A 15,822-nucleotide genomic window follows, 5' to 3' on the forward strand; every position below is an offset into this window, starting at 1 on the left:
GGATTTCTCATAAATGAGGAAAAATCATATATATTACTGAATGGCACTTAGTTAAGAGACAGCCTTTGCCCTAAATGGCTCTTAGCCTGAAGGCTGAGAGCCTCTGCGATACTCTTCGAGACGGCGTATGTGGCGTATGTAATGGTACTCTCAATGAGGCTATAATTAGTTACAGTTTAAAGTCATCGAAGTATATCCCTAAGTGGTTACTAAACCGAGTTCAGTAGATGAACCGAGAGAAAGCAGCTGTTAAAGAGATTTTACAGGTATTGGAAGTTTTAATAATTAGTAGGGGTTAATTTAGCGTTTAGTGTTTATTTTATTAAAGTTGCAAGTATTAATACAGTACTGATTATTTAACTTTCACTTCTTACCAGTTTTCGATGAATATATTGAGCCAAGATTCTAATGTTTTAGCACGTCGTTTAGCTGTATTTTTTGAAAGTGATGGACACACTTCATTCAAAAATTGCTCTGCATTTTCAGGCTTAATTTCAGAAATATCATTTGCATTTTCCCAACTAAACCATGCTGACCCAATATTTGATGATATAAATTGATAAGCCAGAAACCTCATTTTTCCTTCTCTTGATGGCAAGCGATTAAGTACAGAACAGGCGGGAGTTAGTTGCACACGTTCATCTGCAAGCCCAAGAATTTTTACTGCTGTTTGATAATAAAAGAAATCTCTACTAACAGTTCCCTTTGTCTCTAAAAACTTTTCTCGCACAATTGATGGAGAAGATGGATATTGAACTAGTAGTGATGCGAAATATATAACTCGTTCAAGGTTGTTAGCCTGCGGAACATCATGAGAAAGAACCCTAATGCTGGGCTGGGGAGGCTTTTCAATATTGGGAATATCTCTTGTAGAAATGGATTTAACAATGTGAAACTCTGGAGCATCGGTAGAAATAGCTAAATTTACTCGAATATCATCTTTTTTTAGCTTTTCTATACAATCTTTCCAACTATTAAACAAAGATAATTTGCTTTTACTTTCTCCATTGTCTTCTGTTAAAGAAAGATATTTTATTTGTGTTGCAAGGGAAGTTGATTGATTAGAATTAAGGCTTATATGAAGAATAATTGTCCATGATCCCGGCATTGCCTGTGCAGGTATAAACGTAGGCAATTTAGACATATTAGTAAAAGTCATATCTGCAATTTCTTGAAATAATCGCTCTAACTTATCAATTACACTAGCAATAACTGACCAAGGTTTTTCCTCTTGATGGTTGTCAATATGAACTGCGACTGATAAGCCATCACCACTAAGAATTGTTCCAAATGCCGCAAGAGATGAAGTAATTAATCGGTGTATATTCTCTTTTACTTTATAATAATCACTCGATTCTGTATCAGAATTTAAGACTTGAGTAGTATAAATTTCTTTTAATAAATTACTACCAGCCGACCATATACGTTCATCATAGTATTTATCCTGACGAGCTTTTTTAGCTGTTTGAGAAAATATTTTTATTCCTTCAGCCCATTCTTCTTTTAGCTCCAAGTCATCTACTTGATTCAGCACCAACTCAGTAGAATATTCAAGCTCTTTAAGTTGCTTCTTTGTTCGAGGAGCTTTTGCATAACTGTCTCCATAAGTGGCAATGAAATCCAGAGTTTGTTCGGCAATAAGATGACCTCCTTGAGAAAGGCTAATCTTAAAAAAATAATCTAGTGCAGGAGTTAGTAGCGTAAAAATAGGTGATTCCCAATCCTTCACATAAGATGTAAGTCCAAGAATACTAATTCTTGATGGACTATCAGGAGTAATGCTCTGTCGGGATAATATTGCTGCGAGAAATAACCAAATCACTTCAATTTTAACTTCCGAATCTTTCTTAAGAAGTTCACGCCCCAATACTCCCAAGCCTATTTCTAGAGCCTTCTGCGATCCCAGAGCAAGTAGTGCGGCAAAATCTCGAATACTGGCATTCACAGCTTTTAGGTTGCTGAAAGTTTTTGCCACTTCTTCTCTTGCTCTATCGATATTATCAGAGTCTAAAAATTTTTGTACTTCTACAAGGATAGTTGTCATTCTGTTTCTTTTGGTACAAAAGTGCGCCCCATTGCAATCTCAATGTCAACACGAGAATTAGGGACTTTACGCTTAGGATCTTGGAATGAGTGTGGCTGCGATTCAGGCCCAACACCACCTTGCTCACTCGCAGTTTTCACAAAACGTTTAGCCTTAGAAAAGGCTTGTTTTCGTTCTTTTTGTTGCTCCTTACTGCATTCTGCTTGAATTTTATCAAGAAATAATAAGCCCTCTTGCTCTGTAACAGGGCTTTGTTTTGCCCAAGGGTAGCTGTAGCCACCATTTTGAGAAATATCCCCCCCTTGAGCTTGTACTCTCCCACGGTAGGGTGCTGACGAACTGGATATATCGAACTCTGCCATATTATTACCCACTTTTATGCAATATCTAACTGGTCGAGTAGTTTTAATTGCTTACCACTGATGTAGGACTCATCGCCAATTTTGGTTGGCTTGATGTTTAATCGATTTAATACGATCATTGAGGACAGATTTAACAATCTCATACTGATCAGGAAGTTAGGCTACTAGTATTCGGTCAAGTTTGGTCATGAGCAACGGTTAACTGGCAAATTACTTGTATAACAGCATACGCTTAGATACTGCTAATCAGCAACTTTATCCATTCAGCCAAAAAGCTTAGTGCGTAAACAAATTTTGTGCTTTCCTCATAGTATGCAGAGATAGACATCGAATGTGAAACTCCATTTAGGGGAATACAAAAGCGCTTTAGATTTCTAAGCAGTACCATTTTTGTGCTATCTATTACTAAGGAATTTCAGTAATAATAACTTGTTTGTAATAACAATCGATTTGGAATAGAATGGTATTTATGATCTAAAGTACGAGTATGCCCATGAAAAATCGTATTAAAGAATTTGTTGACAGCAGGGGAATAAGCGTTTATCAGTTCTGGCAAGAAACTGGTATTAGCCGGACTACCGCATATAGCCTGTACAACAATTCCGCTCAGTATCTTGGTAGAGATGTTATGGATGCGATTTGTAGTCGATACAACATACAACCAGATATTTTACTGAAATGGATACCAGCCCAGGAGTTAAAACATGGTGATTAATCCTGCCACTATAGATCCTCTTGCTTTACCTTCACTACCACTTTGTGAGCGATCGCAGTTACCCACCACACCCTGTATCTACTTTGCTGTCGATGCTCAAGGAGTAGTGCAGTATATTGGCAGAGCTATAAATCTTAGAACAAGATGGCAAGCACATAGTAAAGGAGTAGAGCTTGGTGCTATTGCTGGGATTAGAATTGCATACTTACAAACTGATCTGAATTTACTATCAAAAATTGAAGCAGCTTTAATTCCTTGGTTTCGACCTCCGCTTAATAATCTAATTCCAAGACAACCTTGCATAATTGCTGAAGGCACACGAATTCAAATCAGACTAAAACAATTAAGGGAATCGAGAGGCTTGCAACAGAATGAGCTAGCAAGAAGACTTGAAATGTCGTTGGCTAATGTTCAGAAAATTGAGTATGGCAAAGCCAAATCAATACCTTTGGAGACATTAGACAAGTTATGCCAGATTTTGGAGTGTGAAGTTGGCGATCTACTAGTTCGCGTACCTGATAAGGATGGTGGAAGTTCTGAGAAGGAACAAAAAGTAGTTCAAGTAGCTGATGAAGTCAAAGAAGGCAAAATCAGCACACTCAATTCAAAAAGCACAAATGCAAGTGGGATGATTGCAGCATGAGTGCAATCGCTTTAAATTTAATCAAGCCTGTAGCATTAGCGTTGCTCTCTTGAAGTGGAGTAGGGCATGAGTACCAAGAAAAATTAGAGTCGCGGCACGCTGCAACAGAGAAAAGAGAAGTGCCGCAATATGGAAAACAAGTATGGTTGGAAGCTGCTATGGGTAGAGGTAAATGAGGACAAGAGTCTGAAAGTTAACTCTTCAAGTACTGTTCAAGAGGTGGAATTATGACTAAACCATCCTCTAAGCGCAAAAAAGCCACCTCTGCCACATCCAGGGATAGCACACCGCCAGATGATCACGACCTTGAAGATATCTCCCAAGAAGAAAACCCAGCTACAGCAACAATTACAGTTAGCGCTGTTGAAGTAGAGGAGTTGTCCGAAACGGAACAACGGGATCGCCTCCATCTAGAGCGGCGTGTAGAGAGAGCGTTTTTTGAGGCGGGTAAGGCACTGGCAGAATTGCGCGATCGTCGGCTGTACCGTTCGACGCATTCAACCTTTGAAGAGTATTGCAAGGACAGGTTTGGGTTTGAGCGTCGTCATCCTTACAGATTAATTGAAGCTGCTGGAGTTGTAGATAATTTGATCAAAATGTGTCCAAATTGGACACAAAATCAAACTGAAGATGATCCTGCTACAGTCCGCTCCGATCAGCTACAAATCTTGCCTACCAGCGAAGGACAAGTTCGGCCCATGACTAAACTGGAACCCCAGGAACAGCAAGAAGTGTGGCTAAGAGCAGTAGAACTTGCTGGTGGTAAAGTCCCAAGTGGTAGGATTGTGAAGGACGTGGTGCAGCAGATAATGGAACGCACCCAAGTACCCAACAGCTATCAGATTGGCGAAGTCTGCCAAATCATGACCAAAGACAACCCCGAACTCAGGGGCAAGGGTGGCTGCTGGGGTATCGTAAGCCAAGTGAATGATTTTAGCTGCACTGTGAAAATGTGGGATAGCGAGTACACGGTTGGATTACAGCACCTGAAGTCCTTCAACTACCTGCCTGCCGAATGTCGGCAGGTTCAGGAGATATGCGATCGCATATCTCGGGTGTATTCGAGTGGGCTGGAGGAGACAGTTAAAAATCTGTTGCAGTCGTTGGGGAAGGTAAATCGACCTTATCTTACTGCTGTGGAAGAGAAATTGTTGAAGCTTCTGGAGTTGGAGTATGGGAGAATACCCTGAACAATTTTGGCAATTTGGCATCCAATGGCTTTGGGTTGCAGTTTCAATGGAGTTAGCAACACAACGGGACAATGAAGAAGTTGTACGAGGGAAAAGATAAAACTTCCCGCTTCTTGACATCCAGCTATGCCAGTTGTTTAGTTGAGTGCTGTAGAACCCCCTCTACATTATTCATACAGCGCGTCCAGATATATTCTGCCCCATGCCTTTATCCACTTTTCTTGGTCTTGGGATCGCTATTTGGGACATTCTGGGCAGAATCCATGCAGCCAATATCCTCTGTGGCGCTTTTGAGCCTACCGCTCGATGCTTCAAACTCCCAAAAAGTAGCTTGGCTCAATTGTGTTAACATCAACCAAGAAAAGATGCAGAAATGGGCAGAACACGCTCCCATGAAATATCTACATAAATTTCATCTAGTCGAGGCAGAAAAAGCGCGAGTCTTAGGGCAATTTTTTGAGGCTGAAGAGTTTTACGAGCGAGCCATCGCGGGGGCTGCTGAAAATGAGTTTATCCAGGAAGAAGCACTCGCGTATGAATTAGCGGCTAAACATTATCTGGCGCGAGGGCGGTCAAAAATTGCTCAAACTTACATTAAAGAGGCGCACTATTGCTATGATCGCTGGGGCGCAACCGCTAAAGTTAAAGATTTAGAAAAACGCTATCCACAACTCCTCAACACCAACCTAGTTCGGCAATCACATTCAATTGTGACCGATGAAACGATCCGTCATCCGACTGCGGCGATCGATTTGGCTGCGGCGATGAAAGCGGCTCAAGCTATCTCAGAAATGATCCATCTCGATCAATTAACTGCAACGTTGATGCAGGTGGTGATAGAAAATGCAGGAGCCGAAACTGGCGCTCTGGTTCTCCTGGAAGATGATCGGCTCACTGTTGTGGCTCAGTGCAGTGGGAGTAGACAGTGTAACCTAGAAAAGATCGCTGTTGCTGGCTGTGCAACAATTCCTGTCTCCGTCATCCAATCAGTAGAACGCACATCTGAAACTCTGGTGTTTGATGATGCAATCAGCGAACCGTCTTTTTTGACTGATCGGTATATTCAAAACCAACAAACGCGATCGCTCCTGTGTATGCCCATTCTCAAGCAAAATCAGCTGATTGGCATACTTTATCTGGAGAACAATCTCAGTACCGGAGTGTTTACTAGCGATCGCTTGCAAGTCCTTAAACTGTTGATGGCTCAGGCAGCAATTTCACTGGAGAATGCTCGGTTGTATGAACGGTTATCGGATTATTCCGAAACACTGGAACGAAAAGTAGAAGAGCGAACTCAAGCCTTGCAGCAGGAGATCGCGGAACGTCAACAAACCGAAGCCGCATTGAGACAAAGTGAAGCGAATTATCGCAACCTGCTACAAACCGCGAATTCAGTCATCATTCGCTATGACCCGCAAGGACGGATTCACTACATCAACGATTATGGGGTAAAACTCCTGGGCTATGAAGAACATGAGATTTTAGGGCGAACCGTATTTGAAACCATCATTCCAGAAGCCGAACTTTCTGGACGCGATGTGAGACCCTTTGTCCATGATTTACTTCGTAATCCTCAATCGTACCCGAAAGGCGAGGGTGAAAACCTGTGTCGAGACGGTCGGCGAGTTTGGGTTGCTTGGTCGAATCAAGCCATCTTTAATGAACAGGGAGATGTCGTTGAAATCTTATCGGTTGGTAATGACACCACCCAGCGCAGACAAGCAGAAGAGGCATTACAACGCAGTGAAACCAAGTTCCGCAATATCTTTGAAAACTCGCAGGTCGGCATCTTCCGAACCCGCCTCTCGGATGGATTACTTCTCGATGCCAATCAACGCCATGCCAATCTGTTTGGCTTTGATTCACCAGAGGAGATCATTGGGCTTGAACACGCCACAGACTATTATGCAGATCCCAGCGATCGCCAACACGCCATTGAGTTGCTGAAGCGGAATGGGGAAGTGCGAAGCTATGAAGCACAGATGCGAAAACGAGATGGGGCAGTGTTTTGGGGGCTTTTCTCTTTCTATCTGAATGCAGCCGATGACTACATCGAAGGGGTGATTGCAGATATTAGCGATCGCAAACAGGTAGAAGTAGCATTGCAAGCCTCTGAAGCAGAGCTACGGGCGCTCTTTTCAGCCATTCCCGATCCGCTATGTGTTGTTACTGCCCAAGGGCGAGTGATCGAAACAGTCGCAGGGAATCCGAGGCAGTTGTATAGTTCAGTTGAGGAGAAGGTTGGTAAAACACTGCATCAGATTTTTGAAGAAGAACAAGCCGATAAATTTATGGGTTATATTCAGCAGGTGCTGAGAATCCAACAAGTGCTTACCGTTGAGTACAGCCTACAGATAGATGGACGAGAAACTTGGTTTTCAGCGCGCATTGCACCGATTCGGCACGAGCAGGTAATTTGGATAGCGCGAGATATTACGCTGCAAAAGCAAGCAGAAGCAGCCTCAATTTTGGAAGAACGCAACCGCATGGCGCGTGAAATTCACGACACACTCGCTCAGGCGTTTACGGGCATTCTGGCTCAGGTGGGAGCGGCAAAACAGGTGCTAACGGATGATGTAGAAGCAACGCAGGCACACCTAGACCTGATCAAAGAATTGGCGCGAACTGGACTGACTGAAGCGCGGCGATCGGTAGTAGCGCTCCGTCCTCAGCTTTTGGAGGAAGGCAGTCTACAGAGCGCTCTACATCGTCTCGTCGCTCAACTCAGAACTGCCGCAATGGATACCACTTTATATTATGAGATTGAGGGTGCAGTATATTCTCTGCCGACTGAAGTCGAGAGTAACCTACTGCGGATTGGGCAGGAAGCATTAATCAATGCGATTAGACACGCCAATGCTGACGAAATTCGAGTGAAGCTAGGATACGATCGCGATCAGTTTTGCTTGCGCGTGAGAGACAATGGACAGGGCTTTGGAGTTGGGAGTATTCCAGCCTCTGAGGGTTTTGGCTTACTAGGCATGAGCGAACGGGCAGAGCGCATCGGTGCACAACTCACGATTAGGAGTCAACCTGGAGAAGGAACAGAGATGATTGTTACCGTCTATCGGGAGGCATCACAATGAGCCAAGCCATTCGGGTTCTCATTGCAGACGATCATGCTATTTTTCGGCAAGGATTAGCCACCATTATTAACCGTGACCCAGATATGCAGGTGATTGCCCAAGCCGAAAATGGGGAACAAGCGATCGCTCTATTTGGGGAACACCAACCGGATGTCACACTCATGGATCTGCGAATGCCTGAAGTGGAAGGAGTTGCCGCTATCGGTGCAATTTGTGCTACTGCTAAATCTGCTCGGATTATTGTACTGACCACGTATGATAGTGACGAAGATATTTATCGGGGATTGCAGGCAGGCGCAAAAGGATATCTGTTGAAAGAAACTGAACCTGACGAGCTTCTGAATGCTATTCGTACCGTTCATCGGGGTCAGAAGTATATTCCGCCTGATGTGGGAGCAAAGTTGGTACAGCGCCTCAGCAATCCTGAACTGAGTGAACGAGAACTAGAAGTACTCGGTTCACTGGCGCAGGGAATGAGCAATGCCGATATTGCAGCTGCTTTGAGTATCGGTGAAGGCACTGTCAAATCTCATGTCAACCGGATTTTGAATAAATTGGATGTGAGCGATCGCACCCAAGCTGTAATTGTTGCCGTTAAACGTGGCATTGTTAATTTATAGGATGTACTTTCGATAGAATTGGGATTCTAACTTGAGTTAGAACCAGCCTTCTACTCCACGATGGCATGGTTGATCTATCAATTTATACTGTAAAAATTTTAACTTGCTATAGACGACAGCTTGAAGGCGATCGCCTATATTGAATTTATGCAAACAGTTACGCAATCCATTGATTGCGTAAGTAAATTGCCAGGTTCCATGCTTGATGCAAATGTATAAAAATGAACGACGATCGTAGCCACAGTTCCTTACTTGTAACCCCTTCAACCCAGGATTGGATGCGAGGTGTGCTGAGTGCTAAGGTCGTGCTGGTGATGTATGGAGACTATCAATGCTCTAAAAGTGCGGATGTTTACAAGCTGATTAAAGTGCTCAAAGGAGAACTTAGTGCTTCTTTTGGAGAAGATGATTTATGCTTTATCTTCCGTCATTTTCCGCAAGCACAGATTCATCCCCAAGCTCAACGGGCAGCCCAAGCAGCCGTTGCCGCCGCCGCTCAGGGACAGTTTTGGTCAATGCACGACACTTTGTTTGCCCATCAACAGAAGTTAGAAAATGGTTATCTTGTAGAGTACGCCAATGATTTAGGGCTTGATATCCCTCAATTTCTCAAAGAGTTGTCTAAACAAGTGCATATTGATCGCATCAATGAGGATATCGAAAGTGGATTGCAGAGTGGAATAACGGCGGCTCCAGCCCTATTTATCAATAACATCCAATATATCGGACGCTGGAGAATGACAGAGTTGATGGGAACCATTGTTGCTGCCAGTCACTAAGCTCTATTCATATCTAACTTGTTTGTTAGTGCTGGTAAGCTATCGAAATTAGATAGCTAGTACCGCAAGGCGGAATTAAAAATTAAAAATGAATACAGTGTAAGCGTTTCTTTGATTTGGAATGAGTGGTTTATTTACGCCGTGCTGTACTAGCTTTTGCCTACTTTTTTGAACTCCGAACCCGTTTCCCAGAGCCACCACAAGGGTCGTCGGTGATCTCGTCAGTCAATAAAGTTTTTTGGTTGCCAAAGACAGCGCAAAGGCTTGGACGAGTACTACCTCTAAGCACAATGGAGATAACAACATGAACACAAAAACTACTTCTATTCAAAACGCTTCCTCAGTTTTGCTCAAGATGGAAGCGGCAATCAATGCCCATGACATTGATGCATTCGTGAACTGCTTTGCTCTTGACTTCGTGGGTGAACATCCCGTTCATCCAGAACGAAACCTCATCGGTGCAGCACAGGTGCGAAAGAACTGGACTGCTCTCTTCGCTCAAGTTCCTGACATCCAGGCAAAATTAATCACCCATACGATCGCGGATGAGTTGGGTTGGTCGGAGTGGCACTGGCAAGGCAACCATACCAACGGCACAGAACTCGATATGCGAGGCGTTGTCGTTGTGGGACTGAGAGAAAACACGATCGCATGGGCGCGGTTGTATATGGAGCAGCTTGCCCAAGTTGTACAGGCAGACATCCTAAAAGGAGTCTAACTGCCAATCAGCTTTAATCACCTACAAGGAACAATCACGAATGGCACTAAGAAAAGCTGAAACCCCGTCAGGGCAGGGTGTGGGAGGACGGGGAAGAAGTCTTACCCCCCACATTCCCCACACTCAAAATCTTGTTATATCAGGGCTTTGCGATTAACTTAGTGCCATTTGGTATTGATCTGAGATACGTGCAAAAACTTATCACTTAGGTTTCATTCCTGGCAGGAACGGACGGGGGCTGGGTTAATGCTCAAGTTCTTCGCGCTAACGGCGGTTACGCTTAATTCAAATTCGGCATATTTCATCTTCAACGGGAGACGCGCGAGCCTATGCCTCAAGCTCAAGGTGGTCTGACTGCAACCTCGCTCAACGGCAAGCTTTACGTTTTTGGCGGCGAACAGTGGGTTCCAGAGCAGAGAGTGTTCGCAGAAAGTTGGGTATACGACCCGAAAACCGACGTTTGGAAAGCATTACTACCCTTACCAACTCCACGACATGGATTGGGAGCGTCAGCCGTTGGCAACCGAATCTTTGTGTTTGGTGGTGGAACCAGAACAGGCGGAAATGCTGCTACAGCGAGCCACGAAGTGCTAGTGTTGCCCACCAGGTGAGTGCTATGCACTAAATCTCGAAAGTTAAGAGAACACAGGAGAAGTAATCATGCAGATGCGAAAGCTAGGCAATCAAGGACTAATGGTTTCAGAGATGGGGTTGGGCTGCATGGGCATGTCTGAGTTCTATGGCAGCACTGATGATCAAGAAGCAATCGCTACCATTCATCATGCCATTGATCTAGGTATCAACTTCTTTGACACCGCAGATATGTATGGGCCATTCACAAATGAGCAGCTCGTTGGCAAGGCAATCCGCGATCGCCGCGATCAAGTGATTGTTGCGACCAAGTTTGGTAATGTTCGCACATCAGATGGGCAATTTCTAGGCGTGAGTGGTAAACCTGACTACGTGCGCTCTGCTTGTGATGCCTCTTTGCAGCGCTTGGGAATTGACACAATTGATCTCTACTATCAACATCGGGTTGATCCGACTATACCGATCGAAGAAACAATCGGAGCAATGGCAGAACTGGTACAGCAAGGCAAGGTTCGCTATCTTGGGATGTCAGAAGCAGCTCCAGCTACAATTCGACGAGCGCAAGCAGTTCATCCGATCAGCGCATTGCAAACAGAATACTCGCTATGGAGCCGCGATCCAGAGGATGAAATTCTTCCCACAGTGCGCGAATTGGGGATCGGCTTTGTTGCCTACAGTCCGCTAGGGCGCGGCTTCCTCTCTGGTGCAATTACCAAACCAGAAGATTTAGATCCAAACGATTTTCGCAGCCAATCTCCCCGCTTTCAGGGTGAAAATTTTTACAATAATCTGCAATTGGTCGAGCAAGTGAAGGCTATTGCGGCTGAAAAAAGCGTCACGCCCAGTCAGCTTGCTCTGGCTTGGCTCTTAGCTCAGGGTAAAGATATTGTACCGATCCCAGGCACGAAACGTCGCAAATACTTAGGAGAGAATGCAGCCGGAGCAGATATTACCCTTACACCAGAAAACCTACAGCGTATCGAAGTAGTTGCACCAAAAGGAATTGCTGTTGGAGAACGTTATGCACCTGGACATATGAGCAGTGTGAATCAGTAAACGCATTTAGAAATGAACAATCATCTTTCCCGCAGCCGTAGTCGCGGGTCTCGCCACCGCCGATATCTTCCACCGCAGCGGATCGGTCTGGACTGCTGTTATCGTTCATGTCGTTTTCAACTTGCCTACAATCCCGACGATGGTGCTTATCGGCGCGGGCTGATAGAACGGATCGGAGTTTGGGCAGAAGGTCAATATTGATTGAAACAGGAGAAACAGGATGATACTTGAAAATAAGGTGGCTTTAGGACAGGTACTTTTTGCCGGAGGATCGGGCTTGGTGGGGCGCACTGCCGTCAGGTGGTTCCGCGAGAGGCACCCCAGCGTTCGAGTGCTCGTCGGAGGACGGAACCTGCAATCGGCAGGTGAAGTCGCCCAGGAGGTAGGCGCTGCCGAAGCTGTTGCCATCGATCTCGATAAGCCCCGCTTGGGTCTCGGTGATGATTTCACAGTAGCTGCTGTGGTCATGTTGGCTCCCGAAGCCGGACTCAAAGGACTGAGCTACGCGCAGGACTTGGGCATCCCTTACCTGAACATCAACGCTGCCCTCACCGAAATCGGACCTGAGTTGGCGATGTTCGCGCATCGTGCGACTGCTGCACCCGTGGTGCTTGCCAGTCACTGGTTGGCGGGTGCGGCCACGTTTCTGGCACTGAATAGTGCCAAAGGCTTTGAGAGCATCCAATCCATTAGGCTTGGGGCAATCCTTGATGAGAAAGATCCAGCCGGGCCCGCGTCGCTCGAAGACATGGAGCGGGTACACGGGGCTGCTCCAGCCGCACTGGTATTCGAGGGTGGGCGGCGCGTATGGCTGTCCGGCGACGCAGCAAAGGGCAAGGTCGAATCAATCGACGATCGCTCGCTCGATGCCACCGCATTTTCCACGTTCGATATCGTGAGCCTCCAGGTTGCCACCGGAGCATCGGATGTACGCTTCGACTTGGTAACCGATGAATCATCCAGCCGCCGTCGGGGCGGTGGGGCGGCCGCCGAGATCGTCGTCGAGATTGAGGGCGAAGCCGATGGTCGAACGAAGCGATCGCGATCGATGCTGGAGTTCAAACATGGCGCAGCCTCACTCACGGGTATCAGCGTTGCTCTTTCCCTCTCGTCGGTGTTGGGACTGAACGACCGTTCTCCTGCCCGCCCTGGACTTTACCTACCGGAACTACTCTCAGATACCAAATGGTTTCTGGATGAACTCCGCAGTGCGGGAGCGACTATCTACGAAGACTCTAAGTCAACTCTACAGTTTTAGGTGGTAAATCAAATGATTCAGTACAAAGATTTTGCACCTCGGATTACTGAACGGGGACCCTTCGGCGGCGAGTTGGCAAGCTGTCTCAGCAACGCGAAATAGAGTCAAACTTACTGAACCAAGGAACACCATGAATAAGCCCAAGTTTTTTGTCACTCCCGGTTATGGGGAATACCTGCTGAATGAATTGCATTACCACAAGCGGTAAAAATTGGCGATCGAGTGGAGACATCAGGTCAAGGCGGGGTGGATGACAATCTGCAAATTCCCGAATTGCTTGCGGACGAGATTGCTCAGGCGTTTCGGAACGTAGAGCGAACCCTGGCGACTGCTGGTGCGGGTTGGGAGCATGTTGTCCACATCAACTCTTACCATGTTGGCGGGTTTCCCCCAGAGGTTAACGATGTGATGGTCAAGCTATTTCGTCATTACATGCCCAACCATGCCCCCATTTGGACAGAGATAGGAGTTGCGGCTCTTGGACTTCCAACGATGCGAATTGAAATTCGCGTTACTGCAATTGTTCCGTGAGTTTTGCACAAGCGGCAACGGGCTATTGCGAAGTTAGGGAGTTACCTCCGCTGAATGGTATCGAAATCCCGTCACTGTTTATTCTGAATCAAGGGAAGTTGACACAGATGGAATCTATGAAAGCAGCCGTATTAACTGCGCTTGGTGATGCTGAGAAGTTTGAGATTCAAACTGTTCCCAAACCAACACCGAAGGTGAATCAGGTGTTAGTCAGAGTTTGTGCAACCTCGATTAACCCGGTCGATTACCAAACTCGTCGTGGTGATTACAAGGAACTGGTTCGATTACCCGCCATCCTTGGAGTCGATGTTTCAGGGGTGATTGAGGCAATTGGCGAAGCCGTGACCGATTTCTCTTGGGATCAGGTCGTTCTGGCACACCAACGTCTAGAGCAGGGAGGAACACGGGGCAAAATTGTACTGAAATTTACAGAAAATTAGACTAGCTTCACAGCGTTAATAATTGCTAAACGGATTGGAGTTTGATTTTGTCCAGCAAAGCATCACAAGGGGGATGTTGATGAATGACCGACTAGAGCAGAACAAGAGAACCGTCACGGCGTTCTACGACCTGATGTTCAACCAGTGCCAGCCCCGCGAGGCCGTGCAGTGGTACTTGGGGCTACGTACACCCAGCACAACTCGCATGTGTCCGACGGCAAGGACGGGTTCATCGCGTACTTTGAGCAGATGGCGCGCGAGTACCCCGGCAAGCAGGTACAGTTCATGCGGGTGATCGCCGAGGGCGACTACGTGGTGTTGCACTGCCACCAGGTCTGGTCGGGTGAGCCGGACTGAGCAGGCATCGACATCTTCCGCTATCTTCTGCCACGTCTCCATTGCCTAATCCTCTCAAACAAAGGTTGTGTTTAAGATGGGTGGGTAGTTTATCAGGTGAAACATGACTCCAGCAAGATGTGAATCGGGAAAACCTTCTTATCATAGAGAAACGTGGCATTCGTCAGGAATCACGCATGACAATCAAGACACTCAATCACAGAAACACGATCAGCATTTCCTCTGGTAAAGAGACTTTGTCAGCGCAACAGTCCGTGGCAGTCGCCAAATGTGCAGAGCTGGCGGCATTAGCCGATCAGCATACTGATGCCAGGGGAGAGGGTTATCATCCAACCGCGATCGATCCTTTAGTCTTTGTGCGACAAAGCAATCCTTGCATCACCATCCAGGAAGTTAGCGAACCCCTATTCGCGATTGTGGTGCAGGGGCAAAAAAAAGTATCGCTGAATGAGGAAACGTTTCAGTACGGAATTGCTCAGTATCTGGTTCTTTCGGTGGATATGCCGCTGAGTGCCTGTATGGTAGAAGCGACCCCTGATCAGCCCTATCTCGGCTTGAAGCTGAAGCTAGACCCGATGCAACTCTGTGAGATTATTGCTCAAACGAATCTGGGCATCAGTCAGAAAGAAAGCCCAGTCAAAGGTTGGTGTGTCAGCGATGCCGCTCCACCCTTGATCGACTGCGTCATCCGGTTAGCAAAGCTGTTGGATACACCAGAGGATATTCCGTTTCTAGCACCGTTGATGATTCGCGAAATCTATTACCGTTTGCTTACCGATCAACAAGGTGAAGCGGTGCGTCAGATTGCGACCGCTGGCAGTAGTATGCAGCGTATTGCTGAAGTGATCCAACAGATTAAAGCTGATTTTACAAAGCCGCTGCGGGTTGAGGAACTCGCTGAACAGGCGAATATGTCGGCTGCATCATTCCATCGTCACTTCAAGGCAGTCACCTCCATGAGTCCACTGCAATATCAGAAGCAATTGCGACTGTTAACAGCCCGACAGATGATGCTTGCCGAGGTGATCGATGCCACTCAAGCGGCTTATCGGGTTGGGTATGAGAGTACGTCGCAATTCAGCCGCGAATATTCCCGCATGTTTGGTGCACCGCCCATTCGAGATATGGAACGGCTCCGGGTATCCTGAATGCCGTGCATCTTTTGAGAGGATCAGGCAACCATCTGCAAGGTTTGTGTATTCAAACTCCTGATTCTTGCTTATAGGATGAAACTATTCGAGTACAACAGTCTTTAACTGGGGTTCGGCGATCGTATCTTGCTCCTGCAATTAGGTGTTATCGATCGAGCCGCAGACTTCGCAGCCGTTAGGCTGCATACGATCAGTTTGGACAGTCGAAAATGACATATCTGCACTATAGTTTTGTGGCTCAGAGCGCAAACCAGTATCAAACCATATTGAGACAAAGAAGG

Annotated in this window: 15 protein-coding genes and 4 pseudogenes; 15 read left to right on the forward strand and 4 right to left on the reverse strand. The window is 46.2% G+C overall.

Translation table 11 applies throughout. The features are described 5' to 3' along the window. Nucleotides 1-370 precede the first annotated feature (370 nt). The gene (locus ABF638_RS17310; protein ID WP_435024129.1) at nt 371-2,044 is read right to left on the reverse strand and encodes a hypothetical protein; all 1,674 of its coding nucleotides are present in this window, start codon (nt 2,042-2,044) and stop codon (nt 371-373) included. Then, complete coding sequence (locus ABF638_RS17315; RefSeq protein ID WP_392476769.1) at nt 2,041-2,391, reverse strand: hypothetical protein; 351 nt, start codon at nt 2,389-2,391, stop codon at nt 2,041-2,043. Before ABF638_RS17315 ends, ABF638_RS17310 begins: the two co-directional genes overlap by 4 nt. Before the next feature lie 508 nt (nt 2,392-2,899). Here ABF638_RS17315 and ABF638_RS17320 point away from each other — a divergent pair. The 10 genes and pseudogenes from ABF638_RS17320 (at nt 2,900) to ABF638_RS17365 (ending at nt 11,967) form a co-directional block, all read left to right on the forward strand. After that, nucleotides 2,900-3,121: a helix-turn-helix domain-containing protein gene (locus ABF638_RS17320; RefSeq protein ID WP_435024130.1), complete on the forward strand. Its 222-nt coding sequence runs from the start codon at nt 2,900-2,902 to the stop codon at nt 3,119-3,121. After that, on the forward strand, nt 3,111-3,764 hold the full coding sequence (locus ABF638_RS17325) for a helix-turn-helix domain-containing protein (protein ID WP_435024131.1): 654 nt from the start codon (nt 3,111-3,113) through the stop codon (nt 3,762-3,764). The genes ABF638_RS17320 and ABF638_RS17325 overlap by 11 nt, the downstream gene beginning before the upstream one ends. 227 nt (nt 3,765-3,991) lie before the next feature. Next, nucleotides 3,992-4,954, forward strand: a complete 963-nt coding sequence (locus ABF638_RS17330; RefSeq protein ID WP_435024132.1) for a hypothetical protein — start codon at nt 3,992-3,994, stop codon at nt 4,952-4,954. Between the two features lie 392 nt (nt 4,955-5,346). After that, entirely contained in the window at nt 5,347-8,040 is a 2,694-nt protein-coding gene (locus tag ABF638_RS17335) for a PAS domain S-box protein (RefSeq protein WP_435024168.1), read from the forward strand. Further along, complete coding sequence (locus ABF638_RS17340) at nt 8,037-8,660, forward strand: response regulator (RefSeq protein ID WP_029634594.1); 624 nt, start codon at nt 8,037-8,039, stop codon at nt 8,658-8,660. Before ABF638_RS17335 ends, ABF638_RS17340 begins: the two co-directional genes overlap by 4 nt. A gap of 221 nt (nt 8,661-8,881) precedes the next feature. After that, on the forward strand, nt 8,882-9,439 hold the full coding sequence (locus ABF638_RS17345) for a DsbA family protein (RefSeq protein ID WP_435024133.1): 558 nt from the start codon (nt 8,882-8,884) through the stop codon (nt 9,437-9,439). Between the two features lie 304 nt (nt 9,440-9,743). Next, the gene (locus tag ABF638_RS17350) at nt 9,744-10,157 is read left to right on the forward strand and encodes a nuclear transport factor 2 family protein (RefSeq protein ID WP_435024135.1); all 414 of its coding nucleotides are present in this window, start codon (nt 9,744-9,746) and stop codon (nt 10,155-10,157) included. Between the two features lie 314 nt (nt 10,158-10,471). Continuing rightward, nucleotides 10,472-10,768 (forward strand): annotated as a pseudogene (locus ABF638_RS17355) (kelch repeat-containing protein); the annotation flags it as partial. Nucleotides 10,769-10,817: 49 nt separating this feature from the next. Continuing rightward, the gene (locus ABF638_RS17360; RefSeq protein ID WP_435024136.1) at nt 10,818-11,804 is read left to right on the forward strand and encodes an aldo/keto reductase; all 987 of its coding nucleotides are present in this window, start codon (nt 10,818-10,820) and stop codon (nt 11,802-11,804) included. 22 nt (nt 11,805-11,826) lie between these two features. Further along, nucleotides 11,827-11,967, forward strand: coding sequence for a CPBP family glutamic-type intramembrane protease (locus tag ABF638_RS17365; RefSeq protein ID WP_435024170.1), 141 nt, complete (start codon nt 11,827-11,829; stop codon nt 11,965-11,967). Nucleotides 11,968-12,048: 81 nt separating this feature from the next. Here ABF638_RS17365 and ABF638_RS17370 read toward each other — a convergent pair whose 3' ends face one another. Both ABF638_RS17370 and ABF638_RS17375 read right to left on the reverse strand, forming a co-directional pair. Further along, on the reverse strand, nt 12,049-12,390 hold the full coding sequence (locus ABF638_RS17370) for a hypothetical protein (protein WP_435024137.1): 342 nt from the start codon (nt 12,388-12,390) through the stop codon (nt 12,049-12,051). A 103-nt stretch (nt 12,391-12,493) separates the two neighbouring features. Then, on the reverse strand, nt 12,494-12,682 hold the full coding sequence (locus ABF638_RS17375) for a hypothetical protein (RefSeq protein ID WP_435024139.1): 189 nt from the start codon (nt 12,680-12,682) through the stop codon (nt 12,494-12,496). A gap of 17 nt (nt 12,683-12,699) precedes the next feature. On the opposite strand from ABF638_RS17375, the gene ABF638_RS17380 reads away from it, so the two are divergent. From ABF638_RS17380 to ABF638_RS17400, 5 genes and pseudogenes are all read left to right on the forward strand, one after another. Further along, nucleotides 12,700-13,062 (forward strand): hypothetical protein, encoded by a 363-nt coding sequence (locus ABF638_RS17380; RefSeq protein ID WP_435024141.1) that lies wholly within the window; start codon nt 12,700-12,702, stop codon nt 13,060-13,062. A gap of 130 nt (nt 13,063-13,192) precedes the next feature. Next, nucleotides 13,193-13,593: pseudogene (locus ABF638_RS17385) on the forward strand (RidA family protein). A 107-nt stretch (nt 13,594-13,700) separates the two neighbouring features. After that, a pseudogene (locus tag ABF638_RS17390) lies at nt 13,701-13,997 on the forward strand (alcohol dehydrogenase catalytic domain-containing protein); the annotation flags it as partial. A gap of 115 nt (nt 13,998-14,112) precedes the next feature. Then, a pseudogene (locus tag ABF638_RS17395) lies at nt 14,113-14,387 on the forward strand (nuclear transport factor 2 family protein); the annotation flags it as partial. A gap of 179 nt (nt 14,388-14,566) precedes the next feature. Beyond that, nucleotides 14,567-15,538, forward strand: coding sequence for an AraC family transcriptional regulator N-terminal domain-containing protein (locus ABF638_RS17400; protein ID WP_435024143.1), 972 nt, complete (start codon nt 14,567-14,569; stop codon nt 15,536-15,538). The last annotated feature ends 284 nt before the right edge of the window (nt 15,539-15,822 follow it).

This window comes from Nostoc sp. CALU 1950 (assembly GCF_051172895.1).
GTDB classification, from domain to species: Bacteria; Cyanobacteriota; Cyanobacteriia; order Cyanobacteriales; family Nostocaceae; genus Nostoc; species Nostoc edaphicum_A.